Source organism: Larkinella soli (assembly GCF_003703975.1).
GTDB classification, from domain to species: domain Bacteria; phylum Bacteroidota; class Bacteroidia; order Cytophagales; family Spirosomataceae; genus Larkinella; species Larkinella soli.
The window spans coordinates 294171-312642 of the sequence record NZ_QTJY01000008.1; the positions used below are offsets into that span (position 1 = coordinate 294171).

The 18472-nt window shown below is 50.8% G+C and carries 12 protein-coding genes and 2 pseudogenes; 7 read left to right on the forward strand and 7 right to left on the reverse strand.

The features are described 5' to 3' along the window. Nucleotides 1-328: 328 nt before the first annotated feature. Nucleotides 329-454 (reverse strand): hypothetical protein, encoded by a 126-nt coding sequence (locus DX909_RS30005; RefSeq protein ID WP_262707515.1) that lies wholly within the window; start codon nucleotides 452-454, stop codon nucleotides 329-331. Nucleotides 455-767: 313 nt separating this feature from the next. Here DX909_RS30005 and DX909_RS16310 point away from each other — a divergent pair, with 313 nt between their 5' ends. Together DX909_RS16310 and DX909_RS16315 are read left to right on the forward strand one after the other, a co-directional pair. After that, complete coding sequence (locus DX909_RS16310) at nucleotides 768-1412, forward strand: hypothetical protein (protein WP_128546255.1); 645 nt, start codon at nucleotides 768-770, stop codon at nucleotides 1410-1412. Between the two features lie 832 nt (nucleotides 1413-2244). Next, a complete protein-coding gene (locus tag DX909_RS16315; protein WP_128546256.1) occupies nucleotides 2245-2706 on the forward strand; it encodes an energy transducer TonB in 462 nt (153 codons plus the stop codon). A 255-nt stretch (nucleotides 2707-2961) separates the two neighbouring features. On the opposite strand, the gene DX909_RS16320 is transcribed toward DX909_RS16315, so the two are convergent. Further along, entirely contained in the window at nucleotides 2962-3285 is a 324-nt protein-coding gene (locus DX909_RS16320; RefSeq protein WP_128546257.1) for a SusC/RagA family TonB-linked outer membrane protein, read from the reverse strand. 932 nt (nucleotides 3286-4217) lie between these two features. Between DX909_RS16320 and DX909_RS16325 the strand changes: the two genes are divergently transcribed. Beyond that, nucleotides 4218-4607, forward strand: coding sequence for a hypothetical protein (locus tag DX909_RS16325; RefSeq protein ID WP_128546258.1), 390 nt, complete (start codon nucleotides 4218-4220; stop codon nucleotides 4605-4607). Between the two features lie 239 nt (nucleotides 4608-4846). On the opposite strand, the gene DX909_RS16330 is transcribed toward DX909_RS16325, so the two are convergent. Beyond that, nucleotides 4847-8770 carry a PAS domain S-box protein gene (locus DX909_RS16330; RefSeq protein WP_128546259.1) on the reverse strand — a complete coding sequence of 1308 codons (3924 nt, stop codon included), beginning with the start codon at nucleotides 8768-8770 and terminating at the stop codon, nucleotides 4847-4849. Between the two features lie 651 nt (nucleotides 8771-9421). Further along, nucleotides 9422-10501 carry a fatty acid desaturase family protein gene (locus DX909_RS16335; RefSeq protein ID WP_128546260.1) on the reverse strand — a complete coding sequence of 360 codons (1080 nt, stop codon included), beginning with the start codon at nucleotides 10499-10501 and terminating at the stop codon, nucleotides 9422-9424. Nucleotides 10502-11121: 620 nt separating this feature from the next. Here DX909_RS16335 and DX909_RS29570 point away from each other — a divergent pair. Next, nucleotides 11122-11271, forward strand: a complete 150-nt coding sequence (locus DX909_RS29570) for a hypothetical protein (RefSeq protein ID WP_164851309.1) — start codon at nucleotides 11122-11124, stop codon at nucleotides 11269-11271. A 96-nt stretch (nucleotides 11272-11367) separates the two neighbouring features. On the opposite strand, the gene DX909_RS16340 is transcribed toward DX909_RS29570, so the two are convergent. Together DX909_RS16340 and DX909_RS16345 are read right to left on the reverse strand one after the other, a co-directional pair. Further along, nucleotides 11368-11817, reverse strand: a complete 450-nt coding sequence (locus tag DX909_RS16340) for a response regulator (RefSeq protein ID WP_128546261.1) — start codon at nucleotides 11815-11817, stop codon at nucleotides 11368-11370. Between the two features lie 174 nt (nucleotides 11818-11991). Continuing rightward, nucleotides 11992-12516 carry a recombinase family protein gene (locus tag DX909_RS16345; RefSeq protein ID WP_128546278.1) on the reverse strand — a complete coding sequence of 175 codons (525 nt, stop codon included), beginning with the start codon at nucleotides 12514-12516 and terminating at the stop codon, nucleotides 11992-11994. A gap of 48 nt (nucleotides 12517-12564) precedes the next feature. Between DX909_RS16345 and DX909_RS16350 the strand changes: the two are divergent. Then, nucleotides 12565-13649 (forward strand): annotated as a pseudogene (locus DX909_RS16350) (IS3 family transposase). A 559-nt stretch (nucleotides 13650-14208) separates the two neighbouring features. Then, nucleotides 14209-15015, forward strand: a complete 807-nt coding sequence (locus DX909_RS16355) for an alpha/beta fold hydrolase (protein WP_128546262.1) — start codon at nucleotides 14209-14211, stop codon at nucleotides 15013-15015. 419 nt (nucleotides 15016-15434) lie between these two features. On the opposite strand, the pseudogene DX909_RS16360 reads toward DX909_RS16355, so the two are convergent. Next, nucleotides 15435-16367, reverse strand: a pseudogene (locus tag DX909_RS16360) (KUP/HAK/KT family potassium transporter); the annotation flags it as partial. Nucleotides 16368-17929: 1562 nt separating this feature from the next. Here DX909_RS16360 and DX909_RS16365 point away from each other — a divergent pair. Then, entirely contained in the window at nucleotides 17930-18223 is a 294-nt protein-coding gene (locus tag DX909_RS16365) for a GIY-YIG nuclease family protein (protein WP_128546263.1), read from the forward strand. The last annotated feature ends 249 nt before the right edge of the window (nucleotides 18224-18472 follow it).

Here is an 18472-nt window from a genome sequence, read left to right on the forward strand (position 1 = left end):
AGAGATACAAGGAAATCGCTCGTTCTCTTACCAAGACATCCTGTTCATAAAAGCGTTCTAGAGGACAGGGTGTTCACAGATCTCGCTGGTTTTAAAGCTGTCGGCCTTGGGTTTAACCGTCCTCTCGACGTAGCCTTTGCCCTGCCCCTTGCCTACGCTGATCCAAGCGGTGGGCCGCCGTACCAAGTTGAGTGTCCTACTACTACTTATCGGATGATCTAGCCCAGGTAGGCCCGGGGATGCGTTCCCGCTCGTAGGGCGCCAGAGTGGCAAAAAGGTACGGCTTTGTTCTTGCGGAGGAAGAGGCCTTCTTTGTCATTAGGTAACGTTAGTTCAGGTAGATCATACAAACAGGGTCGTACACCCACTCGCCCGGAATGCGCGGGCGGAGCTCGGCCGCATCAGCCCGACGCATAAGCAGTTGGGAATCCTGGCGGGGGCGACAAAGCTCCATCGGGGAAAGGTCGTTCTTATGGATAGGCCCGTTTCATGGGGCAAGGTTTATCCCTTGAAAGGGAGGGAGAATACACGAATTGAACAGGTCTTAAAGGGTCGTTTAAGCCTTGTAAAATAGTCTTTTCGCCCTGCTTCTCCCTTTCTGAAGCCTGAAATTTTGCTCACGGGAGATGTCCTTTGAATCATCCCTGGCCCAGCCTTCGGGAAAGTCATTCAAAACATGTACCTTTCCTCGCCCCTTTTTACACCTGTCCTGATCATTCACCCCTCATTCTCTCTATAGAGCGAATGACCCTTCCGATGTTGACCCGGTGACTACTTGTCAAACCTGTGAGCAGCCCCTGCTGGACGGCCGCTCCGACAAACGCTTTTGTTCTTCCCGCTGCCGCATGCAGCACCACCGCCGGCAGAAAGCCGTGTTGACCTCCCCCGGCAAACACCTGCGCCGATCGCTGACCCTGAACAAGCCGATTCTCTTTCAACCTACGGAGGAAGAGGAGCTGGAGGTGACGCCCACCTGCATCTGGGTGCCCCGACCGCTGTACGACCAGGACCTAAAGCTGCTGAACACCGTGCTGTGGCTACGCGACGATCTGGTGTACCTGGAGAACCTCGATGGCCAGGAAGGCGAAACCAACCCCGGGGTGGAATGGGAGAAGTGGGATGGCAACGATGTCAGTGACCACTTTACGGCCCAGTGGGTGGGTCTTGAAGGCTATTTCAACACCCTCAAGCGGGCCCAGGGGCCCATGGGCCGCGAGTTGGCCAGGCACTGGCCACGGCTGGAGGCCGCCTACCGACTCATCCAGCAACAAATGCGGAAGTTCGTCGCGACCTACCAGATGAAGTCCGGGCGTTATGTGGCTCACCTGGAGGCCGGCTTCTTAGACCAGGTGGAGGTGTTTCGCCAGGATCTGGGTCTGTTGTGGTATGAACTGGAGGAAGCCACCCGGTAGCCGTCACCCAGGCGTCACCGACCTATCACTGAAACCAGATACGTCACTCGCCCTGAGCCCTGATTCGTCACGAAAGGAAGCGAGCCGTCACTAAGCCGTTACCGGGAGGGAGGGAGCAGTTTCCGATGTAGCCCCACCCGTCACCGAGCTGTCACCAAAGCGTCACGAAAAGACGCCCTTTGGTCTTTCGTCGTCGAGGGCGGCCACCAGGACAGTTTTTACAAGCTTGTAACCGGTTGTAAAAACGCCGTTTTAGCTTGTAAACCCTTGTAAAAGGGGCTCATCGTCTTGTAAAAGCTTGTAAAAAGGGCACGAAAGAGGGGTAAGCGGTTGTAAAAACTAGGCTAATCGCTGGTAGTAAGCTTTTTCCTAGCGTAGGAAACCCCGACAGCTGCCCTAAATCGGCCTTCAGAAGGTAAATATCCCTGTTTGGGAGGCATCAGAAGACACTGTTAAAGGGTTATTGTACCTTTCCACCCACTACGGTAAAGCTATAGCCGACTATTGAGAGATTTAGAATGCTAGGTTCGTGGCGGATCAAGCCTTTTTTAGGACGAAACTAGGGTAGGGGACGCTAGGGAGACACTGCCTTCTATGGCGGTGTTCATCGGCGTTGAATTTTTTAGTGACTCCCTGAGCGGAGCAACCAGGTATTAAGAAAATATAAGCTTTTCTTAAATCGAATAGGCGACTCCCATAACGACGTAAAGTGTCCCAAAAAAGGAGCTTTTCCCGAGACGAATTAATAAAGATGCCTGGCCACTTATTAACGGAATCGTTTCAGTTTTCTACATTCGCTTTATCGATTCGACTATTCCTTTCTTAATCGGTTATGAAAACACTATCTGCTTTTCTATTTATTTGGATGATAAGCGTCCAGCTTTGCTTGGCTCAAGCGACAAAACCGGCTTTAGATACGGACTCTACCTTTCGCCGGGCGCTTCAGGAGATTCGCTACCCTGAACTTAGACGGCTAGCCCAGCAAACGACCATCGTTTTTGTTCAGTTTACCCTTACTCCGCAAGGGAAAGTCACCCAGATCAAGTATTTGAATGAGGATGAGGTGGATAACCCTTTTGTCTATGAGGTTCAACAGATCGTCGAGCAACTACCTACCTTACCAGCTTTGTATGCTGGCGAGTATGTATTGCCCGTCGGGTTTGAATCGGAAAACAGCCAGGGCAAGAAACGACTCACCAAAGAAGACCGGGCGGCCCTGGCCCGCACCTTCGTTCAATTAACCCGCGCCCGCGTGTTGCTCAGCGAAGTCTATGTGCCGGCTTCGAATTGGTAAACTAGAGAGACGTTCTTCGAAAGAAAATGCCTAGGATTAATTAAACGGCGAACGCTTACCAAGGGCTTGAATCCGGCTTTCCCTCCGACAGATAGGAGAATAAGCCCCTATCCCGACCGCTCTATTTAAGATGAGGTCAGCCAGCATACAAAGCCGATCTTAGCACTCCAGCCTAGTCTGAGCGTGTGCCTTATTTCAACCCATTCGATGGGTTACCATCAAGCAAGAAACCAAAACGCATTGTTGCACCTTAGCCTACTTGGTGGCCTGCTTAGTGGTTATTAAAACGACTCCATTCTGGGCTTGAGGACCATATTTAGCAAGTAATTCAGGACTCTGTTTCAGCACCGTAATGCTCTCAATGTCCTCGGTAGTGAACTTGCGACCATGGATTTGGGCCTGCTTCAACTCCTCCACCTTAACCTGGTTGAGAACATAGACCGGAGGATTTACTTTCAAAGCGTTTCTACTCGCCAGTCGAGAAGGAGAAACGGCCTCTTTGGAAGAATGGCAGCCTGCGAGCAAACTAAGGCCGATGCTGGCCGCTAGAAGGGGAAGGATAGAAGGCTTTAAGCTCATGGCGATCTGTTTTTTATGCCAAGCTATCAATAAAAATAATCAGTTTAAACTCGTACCAGCTTAACTTTTTTAGTAGCTGAATTGGGCAACAAAGTTCTGATCGGATTTGCTAGGGACAGAAGAAAATATTTCCATGGAAACCGTTGGGTGAATCGTTTTTAAACCGATGATAAAAGTCTAACCAAATAAAAATGCGGCTTTTTTACCAAAAGGAAGAAGGTGCCTGACCACTTTAATTACAAATGCTTATTGGTAGGATACGTTAAAATGTAAGATCTAAATAGACCACCTTATGAAAGCTTGGGTACTAGTCGGCTTCCTTTCCAACGACCATCCTCATCGATCCCAGTGGTAAGATCTTATATCGCGGTTCGGGTAAAGAGTCCTTCCAGCGGATCAAAGAGCGGCTGGAAAAAGAAAAAGCAAATGGCAAGTAATTATCTGGCTTTTCAAAAAGCAACATAATTTCATTTATAGAACGAATCGAGCGCAAAAAAGACATGACTAAAGAGCAATATACTACCAGAGCCAGATGGCTATTGGCCACTACCATTGTCCTGACCATCGCCTTGGCTCGAAACGAGAAAGCAATCAAAGCGTTTCTTACTCGGACCGTACCAACTTTAGGTAGCTATTATTGGGTAAGCCTTGTTTTCTTAGTGAGCTTATGGTTTGCAGGATTTTACTATACCTTGAAGGGCCTTCTCACAAAGCGATGAATAAGTCTCCGGAATAAATCTATCCTATTTTCATAAAAAATGCCTTTTACTAAGATCCAAAATCCGATCACGCCTATTTGTGGCTGATTTATGGCTGAAGCTCAGTCTAGCCAACTAGACACCTTGATTAAAACACTAAATAAAGCGACTCAGGTAGCAATAAAGCGCTGAAGGAAGAGTTATTTTATCGCTCCTCCTTAGAATGTTATGTCGATGAAAAAGCTGCATGTAATCTCAGTAGTTGCTGCCATGAGTAGTTTTTTTCTAGCCTGTAGTAAGCCGTTTCCACCAGCTTCTCAAAAGATAGGTCAGCGTCGCTTGCAATTGGTATCTCCTGACGGAGTACGCATTGCAAACTCGATAGAGGAATTGAAAAGCCGGATTGAATCGTCAGGGATTGGATGGGACGATAATCGGGGAGAAAATCCGCGAATGCTTGAGCCCATCACCATTACGAAAATCACCTATGGCCAAGAAAAAGGCTCTCCGCCTCTCCCACCCACTATGGGACAAAAGGTGAAGGTCACTTTGGCAAACGTTCATTACAAAACATCAACAGGAAAAAAAGCCGTTTATTGGCTTTCAATTTTCCAGCCTTACTAAGCGTGTCAGTTTCTTTATCAAGCAGGCTATAATCTGGTTCGAGTCTACTTCAACAAAGTTGTTCTACCAAATGCCCGAATAGTAAGACGCTCCTATTCTTACAGTCGTCTTATTAAAGGAGCCTTATTTGAGAATAAGTAAGTTGGCAGTTACAAAGCAGGACCAACAACACATTTCTATTTAGTAAGAAGCAAACGGACGTTTATTGCTATCGATCTCCGGTCCGGTAGTTACTTACTTCAATTCTGAATCTGGTTTCCCGGATCGAGTAATTCATTAACCAGCTTTAAAAGAACCTCTAAATCCACCGGCTTGACCAGATGACCATCGAAGCCGGCCTCCTGCGTCCGCTGCCGATCTTCGTCCTGTCCATAACCGGTTAAGGCAATTATGATCATCGCCCGGCCCCAAGACTGCTGACGAATTAACCGGCAGGTTTCATACCCATCCAGATCGGGCATGCCGATGTCCAGCAGAATAGCCCTTGGTGCCAGGCTTTCGGCCGCTTCAAGTCCCGCCTGCCCGCTGTTTCGAGTGTGCATCTCAAAGCCTTTTAACTTTAACAGCAGACTCAAGGTCATGGCCGCATCCGGATTGTCATCGATCACTAACAGACGCTGTCTGACTGCCTGGTCGGTGGAACGCTCCGGGGAGGTAGGCTGTGACTCGGCGGCCTTGTGGAGGGTGGGTAAGTGAACCGTGAACGTACTCCCCTGGCCCAGCCCTTCGCTCTGGGCTTCTACCCGTCCACCATGCAGCTCCACCAGGCGCTTGACCAGAGTCAGCCCCAGGCCTAAGCCCCCCTGCGAACGGGCGGGCGAGTTATCCACCTGCACGAACAGCTCAAAAATGGTTGATAACTGGTCCTTCACCAAGCCAATGCCGTTATCCCGTACCTCCAGGATCGCTTCACCCGCCCGATGCGCCAGACTTAGCCAAACCTGACCACCCGGCCGGGTGTAGCGCAGGCCGTTGGTCAATAAATTAGTGACTACCTGCGCCAGTCGGGTCGCATCGCCGTCTACATAGATCCCAGCCGCTGGCAACCCTACCGTTAAGCGCCGGTCCTGGGGTTGATAGAGCGGTTCGATGGCCTGGGCCGTCTGACGCACGATGTCTACGACATTCACGCGCTGTTTCTGCAGTTCGATTTTGCCCCGACTGATGCGGCTCACATCCAGTAGGTCATCCACCAGCCGCACCAGGTGGTCGGTTTGCCGATTGATCATGACCACCGTGGAAAGCATCGTCTCGGGGTCACCAGCGGTTAAGCTCAGGATTTGCAGGCCTGATCGAATGGTGGACATGGGGTTGCGCAACTCGTGGGCCAGCATGGCCAGAAATTCGTCCTTGCGCCCGTCGGCCTCCCGCAGGGCCTGCTCCATGCGTCGGCGCTCGGTCAGGTCGCGGGCCACTTTGACGTACCCCAGCAACTGCTCGTCGGCATCGTACAGCGGCGACATGACGCCCGATAGGTACAACCGGGAATTGTCCTGGCGGATATGGTCGCGTTCGTCGGGGGCCCAACCCTGCCCTCGGGCCAATGCCATTTCTTTTTCTAACTCGCCCCTGGCCCGGTCTTCGGGCGTAAAGATGATCTCGCCGGACTGCCCGATGGCTTCGCTCTCTGCATAGACGAATAGCTGCTGGGCCCCCTGATTCCAGCTGGTGATGCGGCCCAGCGGATCCAGGGTGATGATGGCGTGGTCGGCAATACTGTTGAGCACAATCTGCAGCCGCTGCTGCGAATCGCGCAGGGCCTCCTGGGCTTGTTTTGCTCCGGTAATGTCGCGGCTGATTTTGGTAAAGCCGATCAACCGTCCCGCTCGGTCGTGGATGGCCGTCATGATTTCGTTCACCCAGAACCGTTCTCCGCCTTTTCGAATGCGGACACTCTCCCGCTCGGCCCGGCCGCTTTGGGTGGCCTGCTCCATTTCCTGAGCCAGTTCACCCGCGGCTACCCCTTCCGGCGTGTAGAATAGTGATATATGCTGGCCCATCACTTCCTGGACGGAGTAGCCTTTCACGCGTTGCGCCCCTTCGGTCCATTCGGTGATCATACCGGCGGGGTCGATGCGGAAGATAGCGTAGTCGGGCAGGTTCTGCACCAGGATGCGGAAGCGTTCTTCGCTCTGCCGCAGGGCCTCCCCGGCCTGGTGGCGCTCCACAAAATCGGCGGCTTGCCGGGCAATGACATCCAATAAGCCTAATTCCCGCTCCGTTGGCGTGTGCACCGTCTTCCAGTGGTTGGAAAGCATCCCCACAATTTTGCCCGAGCGGGAAATCAGCGGTGTCGTTTGCACGGCTCGCAGGCCCGAGCGGCGATAGGCTTCCAGATCCCCCGTGCCCTGCAGGGACGCTTCGGTTTCCACATCGGGCACAATCACCCGCTTGCCTTGGGCTAAGGCCACCCCGCAACTGCTGGCCGATGTGACGTCGACCCACTCCCAGAAGTGGGCCGACTCTGAATGGAACCCCTGCCAGGCCAGTAATTGCAGCGCATGCTGGTCGGCAAACAACCGTTGCAGGCTGACCGTGTCGGCGTGCATGATGGCTTTGGCCGCCTCCATGATTTGTTCGTACAACATTTCCATGTTGTCCGCTTCGATTAAGCGGCTGCTGATCAGCTGGAGTTGTTTGGAATCGGCCAGTTCGCGGGCTAATCGGGCTTCACTATCCCGCAGGGCTTCGTCGGTGCGGGCGCGTTCGAGGGATTCAGTATGGCGGGAGAGGATGATAGCGGCCGCCTGCGTGACCGCATCGGCGAGCACCAATTCGGAGGCGGTAGCCTGGTGTACGTGGGTAAAGTACAGGGCAAAACTACCGATCGCTTTGCCGTCCCGCGTCAGGATCGGATACGAGCTACAGGATCGAAAAGTATGGGCTGCAGCCAGGTGGCGATAGGGTTGCCAGAGCGGGTCTTCGAAGACATCCCGCGTGATGGCAGGGCGCCCGGTCGCAATCGCATAACCACTACAAAACGAGTCTTCCCCAATGGGAAATCCGTCCAGCGCGCCGGTGTAGGTTTGGGGCATGTCGCCAGCCCCCTCAATGGCATGCAAGCTGGCCCCATCGGGATAGGCCAGGTAAAAGGCCGTCCGCACATCGCTGCCCAATTGGGGTTTGACCATCTGGATGAGCGTATTCAATGAGCTGGCCAGAGGCTCATCGTTAATAGCCGACTGAAAGGCTTCTTTCTGGATGTGGGTACGCTGTTCGCTCATCCGTAAGGCTTCCTCCGCGCGGGCGCGTTCGAGGGCCTCCCAGGTCCGTTCGGTCACCTCATCGATCAACTTAATGTCAGCGGATGTCCAGCGCCGGGGCCGGGCCGAGACGGCCACAATCGACCAGAGCGGCTGGCGCTCCCCGTGGCGCAGGGTCGATGCCACCAGGGCCGAAAAGCCAAGGGCACCCAGGTTTTGCCGGTCCAGATCAGTCAGCCCGGCTGTCTGGCCAACGTCGTTGATCACCAGTGTTCCCTCGAAGGCAACCCGCAGGGCGTCGGGAAAATCGGACAGGCGAACGCTGTCGGGCACGGGCGGCACTCGGTCGTTTCCCACCTGATGGGTGAACTCGCCCCGGTCCTCGGCGAGCCGGTAGACGCCGATGTAACAGCGGTCGAGCTGCACTTGCTCGGCGAGCCCTTGGAGGGCACAGTTTGCCATAGCATCCGCATTTGGCTGTATCCGTAAGGTGTCGGATAGCTTGAGCAGGAACGCCTGGTGTTGCTGGCTCTGTTTGCGGTCGGTGATGTCGTTGAAGAGAATGGCCACCTGGTGACTTTCCGAAGGGCCAAAGGGAAAGGCGAAGACCTCATACCAGACGCCGCCGGCTAAATGAGCCGCCTGCTGCTCAACGTGCACGGGCTGGCGGGTCCTGACCACCTGGGCGTAAAGGTCAAACCAATGTTGTTCATGGGCCGGTTGCAGGGCCCGCATGGTCTTGCCCACGACGCCCGCCAGGCCGGTTTGTTGCTCGAAGACGGCGTTGACTTCCAGGAATCGGTAATCCAGTGGCTGGCCTTTTTCCTCAAAGAGCACGTCAATGATACAAAACCCCTGTTGCATGTAATCAATCAGGGTCCGGTATTTATCAGGGCCATCAGGCCTGTCGGAGGGGCTGACAGTACTCTGGTGGGGATCGGGTTGTGGTGGCGTGTTCATGAGGAAGGCGGACGATGTATTGGGTGAACCACCGAGCGGAGGATATGTTCTCTACTGGGCGGGTAAGTGAACAAACAGCTACTCACTCCCTAGGCGAACACCTGAGGGATTAAACAAAAAGGTAAAACACCCTCGTCTCTAATGTTTTTCGAAACGCCCGAATTTTGGAACAGCAAACTAATAAATGAAGCATGGTTGATACTTCGTCCTTTTAAAGGAGGGTTTTAGGAAACCCTTCCACAGCCTTATTTTCTTACCACTAGAGACTACTTCCTTTCCGTTCTTCAGCACCCCCGGTTGATTCGCCGGGGCGGTGCGCCGCTGCGAGGCGCTTGTTTTACCCATTTCGTTAACCCCTCGCGGGCTCCTCCATTCGCTTTTAGGCATGGTCCTATGGCCCTGAGCTTTCCTTTTCCTAAGCCTCATCCAGGTCTACCTGTTCATCGGCCCATTGCTGTGCCCCAAGAACGTCCCCTAAGGGGATTTCTGCCGTCGTGTACTGGTGTTGATTAGTAAATGTAATGAGCTTCCAGCGGCTACTCTGACCCATGACTCCGTACAACACCGACCCATCCGATCCCAAAAAACAGGGGGTTCGGGGGTATTCGCTTGTCTGTTCGCTCCATTCCATTGACGCTGTTTGTTACCCGGTTACTTTTCTCCTAACCCTCTCAGCATTCGGATATGCGAGCGAAGCGCGTAAAAAAAGGATGGCTTCCGGTTATAGGGCAACGCGTATTCCTGGGCCGTCTGCTGCACAATCGGGGCCAGAGCCCGGTAGTGTATATGCGAAATAGTCGGAAAAAGATGATGCTCAATCTGGTAATCCAGACCACCAATAAACCAGGAAAGAGCCACCGGACACTGGAAATTAGCTGTGGTTTGCAGCTGGTGAATGGCCCAGCTCGTTTCAAGCTGGCCTTGCGTGTCGGGAACGGGGTGCCTAGCCCCTTCGACCACGTGCGCCAGTTGAAAAATCGTACTCAGAACCACGCCCGCCGTCAGGTGCATCACCAGGAACCCCAGTAGCCACTTTCCAAACGAAAGATCCGTCATTAAAAGCGGCAGGACGGCAATAAACACCAGATAGAGCGCCTTGCCACTGATTAGAATGCCGATGTCAAGCCGGGAGAAAGCCTGGTTCGGCTTCTTGTCCTTTTGATGAGTATACTTATACGCCTGGCGAAAGTCTTTTACCAGAAACGAGAGGGTCATCAGACCGTAGAGGAAAAACGCGTAGAGATGCTGGTAGCAGTGGATTTTCCGGTGAGGGTCACCCGGGGATAAGCGGAGCAAAAACTTGCCGGTAATGTCTTCGTCCACGTCGTGGATGTTGGTATAGGTATGGTGAAGCGTGTTGTGCTGAATCTTCCAGTTTAAGACATTTCCTCCTACCAGGTAAAGACTCCCGCTAAATAAGGTATTGATCCAGGAAACGCTCGAAAAAGAACCGTGATTGGCATCATGCATGACGGCCATGCCCACGCCGGCCGTACCCAGGCCCATGGCAACGGCAAAACCCAGGCAGGCCCATGGTGGAAATTGATTGGTTAGAATCAGCCCGTAAGGCAGCAGCAGTAGACCTAACATAAAGAGTCCTTTCCACACCAATGATTGGTTTCCCAGTTTTGAAAGTGACTTTTGCTTAAAGTACAGGTCTACTCGGTGTCGTAGCACCGGAAAGAACCGGGATTGATCCCGATTAGAAAACTTCACGTCCTGGGGTTTCATAATCAGCGTGTATGCTTAGTCATTCCTGTTTTCAGCCGATGACCGCATTCGCAGCGGCGCCAGTAGCCCCGTTTCTTGGCGACGGACCTACGCTAACGGCAATGAAGAGGTCTATGTGTTGATAAACAATGCGTTCGACTGCTCCTCTGAGATCCAAGGAGAATGTAAGGCAACGGCCCCAGCGGCATGTCGTTGCCGCCCGGGGTGGATTCAGGGAAAAAGCCGTTGAGACCCAGCTTAGCGGTGTCCTACGATCGATACGTTGCCACCGCTAAGCTGGATGACAGCTCGTTTTCAATTCGGGTCGAACCACTACCTCAATTATTGTCGCTGCTTCATGAAAGATGTCGTTTCTTGATTAAGGGGTCTCTTTAGGGTAGGATGGATAAGAAGATGTTACTAATGGTGCTTGACGGGATAAATAAGGGTATCCCCTGGACCAACCTGGTCGTTTCGGCCGAAAGTGAAGAGGCGGCTTTCGAGCTGATTGCTCACTATGTGGACCAGGGACTGGTCCTACACCAGGTTTTAGTCAATCAGGACGGCTCTTGGATAGAGTGGCCCATTGATTTATTTAGCGGCGAGCCCCTCACGGACCGGTTTGATTCCCTGCAAACCGAATGGGAGACCCAGTTGAGCGAACGCCCCTGGTGCTCCTGGATCTACGAACTATCCAGTCCAATCGGCGGTTGGTGGCCTACTACGAGCAGCAAATGCAGTACACGACCTGGCTTACCTCCAACAGCTCACCGACCGCGTCCAGCAATTAGAACATCAATTACTGCTCACCAAATGATGGATGAGCCTTCTAATTAAGTCGTTACGGGCTACCCGTTAAAAATTCGAACCCCGTCCACCACTTGGCTTCATCGGGTGAATAAAGTATGAACAAACCAATACTCCCGTATAATTTGAAGATGATCCAGCCAGCCTTTATAGGTCATCGGTTTTAGAAGGTAGGAGTTCGCTCCCATCGTGTAAGCGTCCTGAATGTCTTGCTTTAGGGAGGAGACGCTAAACACCAGAACCGGGATGAGATACGTTGGAGAAGTAGACGTTTTTAGTCGTTGCAGGAACTCGATCCCCGTTTCTCGCTGGGGAAGGTATAAATCCAGCAAAATCAACTGCGGCCAGCCACTGGCTGAATCTTGGCATAGTTGGAGGTACCTCTCGGCTTCGGTCACTGAGGAGACCAGGATCAGTGAGACTTCGGGCAAGGCATCCGCCATGGCTCGGCTGATGATGTCACGCTGATCTAGTTTATCCTCGATGAGTAAAATACGGGCTTTGTTGCGGGGCGTCCTAGCCAATGCCATCGGTAAAGTGCAGGGGATTGATAGCCGTTTTAAAGATAGTCATTTGAATGAAAAATCAAATCGTAGGGTCGCTAAGGATACTTAGTAGAATTATAATGACTGTCGATCAAAACGCCCGTTAAATGAGAAAACCGAAATAAGAAAGGAAGCCTATCTACTTGAGCAAATTCCGTCTTACTCCTTGATGGTAGGGCTCTTCTTGGAAAACCGCAAACGCTTCAAGGTGCCATCTTCCTGCACGGCATAGACCTTCTTTCCTACGATGAGCCAGCCTCCCTTTGGGTTACTCCGCAGCGGTTCTTCCCGAGGGCTCTGGCGTTTGGCTTTTGCCGGGGAAGGCTCTTTCAGCCAGCGGTAAATCGTCGCCCGGCTGACACCCAACAACTGCCCGATCTCCTGGGCCGTCTTTTCCTGCTGCTCAAACAGGGTCCGGGCGGCCTGGGCCTTGGATTGAGCCTCTGGGCTGAGCCCTTTCGGCCGGCCTCCCTGTCGACCCCTAGCCCGAGCCGAGGCTAAGCCGGCCCGAGTCCGTTCCCGAATCAGATCTCTTTCAAACTCCGCTAACGAGGCAAACAGGTTGAAGACGAGCCGGCCATGGGCCGTGGTCGTATCGATGGCATCGTTGAGGCTCTTAAAGCCGATGTGTTGTTCCTGGAATGTGTTGATCAGGTGGATGAGCTCTGTAAGCTTCCCAGTAATTAGGACAGTGTAGGATTAGACTTGAAAAGAGCTAATTTCAACTGTCAGATGAAAAAGAAAAACTTCTCCGAAACCCAGATCGTGGCTATCCTCAAGCAGTATGAAGGAGGGCGAGAGGCAATGGATGTCTGTCGTGAGTACGGCATTTCGAAAGCCACTTTATACAATTGGCGCAAAAAATACAATGGGATGGAATCGTCTCATTTAAAAGAGCTTAAGGCCCTCCAGGACGAAAATCGTCGTCTTAAGCAAATGTACGCGGAGTTGAGCCTGGATTATAAACTGGCCAAGGAGATCATCGAAAAAAAGCTGTAGAGCCCTGCCAGCAGAAGGAGTTGGTCGAGTGGGCGGTAGAGGAAAATGTGTCGGTAGGCAGGGCTTGTCGTGTAGTGGGAATACACCGCTCTAGATGGTACTATCAGAGCAAAAAGGACGATCAGCCCGTAATTGATAAACTCCGGGCATATGCGGATTGTTACCCCACTCGCGGTTTCGATGATTACTATGGTAAGATTCGAAATGAGGGAATAAAATGGAATCGTAAGCGGGTACTACGGGTGTATCGCTTGTTGAATCTAAAGCATCGAAGGCGACATAAACGTAGACTTCCGGTTCGAGTCAGGCAACCCTTGCAGGTTCCTCAGCAAGTTAATCAATGCTGGAGCATGGACTTTCTCTCAGATGCCTTGGTGAATAAACGCAAAATCCGAGTTTTGACGATCATGGATGATTGTAGTCGCGAAGTCTTGGCGGCCCATGCTGATTTCTCGTTGTCAGCACTGAAAGTGATTGATGTTTTAGAAATGATTGCCCGGGAGCGTTCCTTACCCAAGCAGATCCGGGTAGACAATGGCTCGGAATTTATGGCGGATAAATTCAAGGCATGGTGTGAGGCACATCATATCACGATTCAATACATCCAACCAGGAAAGCCTATGCAGAACGGATATATTGAGCGCTTGAATCGTACTTATCGAGAAGATGTGTTAGACGCTTATTTGTTCGAATCACTAGAAGAAGTCCGTATGCTATCTGATGAATGGATGGATCATTTTAATCGCTTTCACCCTCATCAATCATTAGATGGAATGGCGCCATTGAAATATGCCATGCAAAAAATAACGAAAGTCTAGTTACTCAATGTCCTATTTCAGGTAAGGCTTCAATTACTGGGAAGCTTACACTCTCAAAAGACAACTCAGTAGCAATATCAGGCATCCAAACCGAAACTTAGCTGACTATTGAGAAAGCCGCCGGATGTATTGCTAAAACCATAAATTAGATCTTCGTTGTGATATAGGAGAAGCCGCCGCAAACGTACTCAAAAAGGGCAATCAACCGCCAATCAAACATGATGATTTAGTAGTAAAGCAAGTAGAATAGTAGGAGGTCAGTCTAAAACAGAGTTAAGTTACTAAGTGACGTTTAATTCGAGAAGCTTATTAGACAGCCTCCATTCAATCTTCATCCATAGTCATTTAGCACGAAGCGGTCTGAAAAGGCAAGAGAACAACAAAATAGCTTTTGGATAGCCAACCCCATGAAGGGCCGACGTGACTACAAGTTAAGCACAAGACCCGCCTAAAGCTCGCCTAGGTTGGCCGCAGCTACCACCCACTTTTCTATTGAAGTAACTATTGAAGCCGGTATTTATCACTTACTTTTACCGTGGTTTCATTTCCATTCAATTTTATGAGAAACCTTTTCAGACTTATTCTCATCCTTTTGTCTCTTACACGCGTCACGGTGGTCTTTTCTCAACCTAGTGGTCAGCCTCATTCCATTGAAGTTAATGGTATTCGCCTCTATTATGAAACATTTGGCCAAGGCAAGCCCCTGCTGCTGCTCCATGGCTGGACACAAACCGGTTCGTTTTGGAAGCCATATATTGACGAATACGCTAAAAGCTATGAAGTGTATGTGGTTGACTTACGCGGACATGGTAAGTCCTCACCCTTGGCAAAAGACTTCTCGATTCAGAGAGCTGCCGCCGACCTTCGCGGAATGATCCAAAAATTGAATCTTGCTCCGGTTAGGATCATCGGTCTAAGCTATGGGGGGCTGCTAGCTCTGGAAGTAGCCGCTTCGGAGGGGAGTATGATTGACCGGATGGTATTGATTGGAACCTCGAACCGATACATAGGCAAAGAGAGCCTCAAGGACAAGCCGCCTTTTCGCTATGAGCAGTTGGAGGTTTCCTTCAAGAATTATCTCAAAGAGCAACACCCACAAGGCGAAGAACAGATTAGGGCGCTGTTTAACCCGAATTTAGATTATCAAATAAACATACCAGCACCGGTTTTAGAAAAAATACCAACAAAGGTTCTCATTGTAAATGGTGATTCAGATGAGATAGTGGGGCTGAATGGAGCCATCGAGATGCACCGGCACTTACCTAATTCAGCATTATGGGTCATACCGCAAGCTGGTCATTTAGCCCTATCAACTGACAATCAGCAGGAATTTATACGTTTAACAAAATCCTTTCTATCCAGATGATTTGAATGTAGTTTCCTACTTTGAAAGAGCCGCTTGCCCAGATTTAGCGATGAATGGGTCTAAGGTTTTGCCAGTGGATGAGCGTTTTCATAGCCTTACCAGAAAGGGATAGTCGGATTAATAAAGCGAATGGAGAAAACTGAAACGATTTCGGTAATAAGTGGCCAAGCATCTTTATAATTCGTCTCAGAAAAAGTTCCATTTTTGAGAATAAGTGGTTCGACTTCCACTGATCCGGGGACCGGCATCATCGGCTGTTGACTGATGGGAATCAGGCTTCTTGCTCCGCGCTCTGATTAGAGCTGCACTAGCCAGTCTAAAAATCAACATCCACAGCGGCGAAGGGGAAGCTGGCCAGAGCCTCTCCTCTTGCCTTGCCCGCAGTCGCAGACAACTGCCTCCGGCTTTCCTGCTTTTATTCAGCTCACCCGTTTCAGGCTGATATTCTCCACCGGTCGAATCACTAAAGGCACTTTCTCTACTTTCACCGAACTACTATCCAATCCAAACCAACGATCTTCTGAGGTGGTAAAGCCCTTGATAAAGAAGTAAATGTTCATTATCAACCGCTCTTTTAGGGGCAAATCATTCTCAAAAGAGAGGAATTTTTCCAGCACCACGAAGCGGAAGTCGCCGATCACGTTTTGCCGATTGAGCGATTCGTAGCGACTAGTGATGTCCACCTCCTTATTTTTCACCATGTCTTCGATCACCTTCCGGAAGAACAGGTTGATCCGCTGCTCGACGCGGAACCCGAGCCGGAACGTAATCTTGTAGACGTCGTCGGGGGCGATGGTGTTGACCTTGTATTCCATCGTATACGGATCGTCGGTCGTATCGACGTGGATGAACCAGTAGATGTCGGCCCGCTTGGGCCGCTTCTGAAAGATCGAATAGATGACCTTCGTTTCAATCTCCGATTGGCGGGCGGCGTTGCTCATGAAGACCAGGTGGGTGGCGTATTTGGGAATGCTGATGTCCCGGCTCAGTTCCTTGAAGGGTTGCAGGTAGTGATCGATGCGGACGTATTCGGTCAACCGCATCTTGATGAGAAAAGCCGCCAACCAGATATACATCACCCCAGCGATGAGTGAGCCGATCAGCAGCGACACCCAGCCTCCATGCGGAAATTTCTCCAGATTCGCGACCAGAAAAGCGCCCTCAATGGCTAGGTAAACGACCACAAACAGAATCACCCCCCAGACTGCATACTTCTTGATGTAGAGGTAATAGGCCATCAGCATCGTGGTCATCAACATCGTCAGCGTGATGGCTAGCCCGTAGGCGGCTTCCATGTTGGCCGCTTCCCGAAAGTAGAGCACCACGCCGACGCAGCCCAGCCAGAGCAGCAGGAAAGACCGCCGTCGATGAGTTCGAGTTCGTCGCGATGAACCATCACTTCCCATGATTCCAAAAAAGGAGCGTGGAAGAGAGGATATCAAGCCTTCTTTTAGGATAACGCGGCTCTCTCGCCGATCCGTAGGCCAGCCAGGGAAGGAAGGACACGTTGACCGATTCGCTTCGGATCAATTTAACCGCCCCTGAGAGAAGCTCCTGGCCTTATTCCATCCTCCAAGCCCTCACCCGATGGTGGGCCATACCGTTACCGTCAGGGTAAAAGTACCCCCTCGACAGCCGCTCCATGGGAACACGTTACAACTCCCCTTCAAAAAGTTACAACCCCGTTGTAACGAGGTTGTAACCTGGTTGTAACGGGTCACAACCTCGTTGTAACCCGGCGGTCATGGCCTAGAAAGCGGATTGGGGTTCGTTGGGAATGAAATCGAGGCCGGATGACGCAGCTGTTCTCCCGAAACGGGGGATCTTACGTCGAGTGGACCAGGCACTAATGATTTTGGGCGTTACTGTAGGGGCGTGAAGATTGAGGGTCAGTCCATCCACTTAGGCCAACCGATGCAAAACCCCTACGTTGAACCGCACCGGCGGCCCGGGGTTCCATCGACTATATCCAGAAGCAGTTCCGGATGCTTACTTATTTTTTGACCTTGGCTCACCGGGGCGCCAGGGCCGTCAGGCCAAATCTATAAAGAAGGTCTGAACGATATGATTTACATTTAGTTAAAAAAACTCTTATCTTCATAGCATATTGCTGATCGATTATGTCAGAGGTAAAACGTCCATTTAATGGACTAGGAGAGGATTGATTGGCAGGTCTACCTGTTTCCAATTATGAGGTGTCCCTTGATTGGTATTAACGGCTTTTCGGTTGCGAACCCCGTTTTTTTCTAACGAAGTGGAAGCTGTCTGGCCCGTAGCCAATCACCGGCTGATTTACATTGTTGTCTTACCAGAACATGCCGGACACTCGATTTAGAATGGGATGAGGGCCGACTTGGAATCGGTCATTGCCCAGATGGCAGCCTGAGGCATCCATTTTAAAACGCAAGAATTACCTGGGAGCAATACCCTCCAAGTAATGGGTTATGACCCGGACGGAAACGAAATGGGGCTTATCCATGTCGGGTCATAGAATCGGAGAGGATTATAAAGTGCCTATTAGTAAGCAATTCAAACGACACCATAGATCAGAAATAATCAATCCCATTGGAGGAAGGCCAATCATGATCCCTACGATGCGCAAACCGGGCGTTAGCCCTGCCCTACCTAACGCCGAGATTACCCAGTATGGTCTCAAGAATAAACATTTCTCCCATTAGGGAACAAACGATTAACCCCCGCAGATCGACGGCTGGCAGGTCATAGACTACGGTTAATGTAGTTTTTTTGCTGAGTAAATGGATGAATAGTTATTTCAGAGGGGCTTCCTGTATTTTGCAGAAAGCAAAATTAACCAAATTGCCTATCCAGTTCACAGCATTCGAAGGAAATCTAAAACCGTAAATCTGACCCAGGAATGAGTGCTGCGGGGTAGCACATAACCTACCAACACATAATGAAAACCAGAAAAGAGTTAAAAGAAGAATACCTACAGAATAAATTTAGGATGGGTGTATTCCAGATTCGCAATATCGTCAATGGTAAAGTGTTTATTGGAAGTAGTCTTAACCTAGATGCGATCTGGAACAGAAATCTTTCGGAATTGCGTTTGGGAGGCCATCGAAACCCAAAACTGCAACAGGAATGGAACACGTTTGGTGAAGTTAACTTTGTCTTTGAGGTATTGACTGAACTAACCCAAAACGACGGGGCTACCCTTGACTACGGAAAAGAAGTTCGGGAGCTGTAAAAGCTTTATGTGGAAGAGATTCAGCCATTTGGCGAAAAAGGGTATCACAATCCCGCAAAGCATTCAATAAAGTGAGTAATCAGTAGTTGGCCTTTTGTTCGGAGCTTCAAAACTGATAAAGTCTAGTACTGCGTAATACTAATTCTTTTCATAAACATCTTGGTAATGCCTTTTAAGCTTCTCGCGAGCATGAGCGTTGGTGAACGATATTCTCTAAACTAGTGCAAGACCAAATTAATTATTAGAATC

Excerpts from the sequence above, each read along its gene's own strand:
- DX909_RS16365 (WP_128546263.1), top strand. The coding sequence starts at position 17,930 with ATGAAAACCAGAAAAGAGTTAAAAGAAGAATACCTACAGAATAAATTT.
- DX909_RS29570 (WP_164851309.1), top strand. The coding sequence starts at position 11,122 with ATGGGAGACCCAGTTGAGCGAACGCCCCTGGTGCTCCTGGATCTACGA.
- DX909_RS16355 (WP_128546262.1), top strand. The coding sequence starts at position 14,209 with ATGAGAAACCTTTTCAGACTTATTCTCATCCTTTTGTCTCTTACACGC.
- DX909_RS16315 (WP_128546256.1), top strand. The coding sequence starts at position 2,245 with ATGAAAACACTATCTGCTTTTCTATTTATTTGGATGATAAGCGTCCAG.
- DX909_RS16340 (WP_128546261.1), bottom strand. The coding sequence starts at position 11,817 with ATGGCATTGGCTAGGACGCCCCGCAACAAAGCCCGTATTTTACTCATC.
- DX909_RS16325 (WP_128546258.1), top strand. The coding sequence starts at position 4,218 with ATGAAAAAGCTGCATGTAATCTCAGTAGTTGCTGCCATGAGTAGTTTT.
- DX909_RS16330 (WP_128546259.1), bottom strand. The coding sequence starts at position 8,770 with ATGAACACGCCACCACAACCCGATCCCCACCAGAGTACTGTCAGCCCC.
- DX909_RS16335 (WP_128546260.1), bottom strand. The coding sequence starts at position 10,501 with ATGAAACCCCAGGACGTGAAGTTTTCTAATCGGGATCAATCCCGGTTC.
- DX909_RS30005 (WP_262707515.1), bottom strand. The coding sequence starts at position 454 with ATGGAGCTTTGTCGCCCCCGCCAGGATTCCCAACTGCTTATGCGTCGG.
- DX909_RS16320 (WP_128546257.1), bottom strand. The coding sequence starts at position 3,285 with ATGAGCTTAAAGCCTTCTATCCTTCCCCTTCTAGCGGCCAGCATCGGC.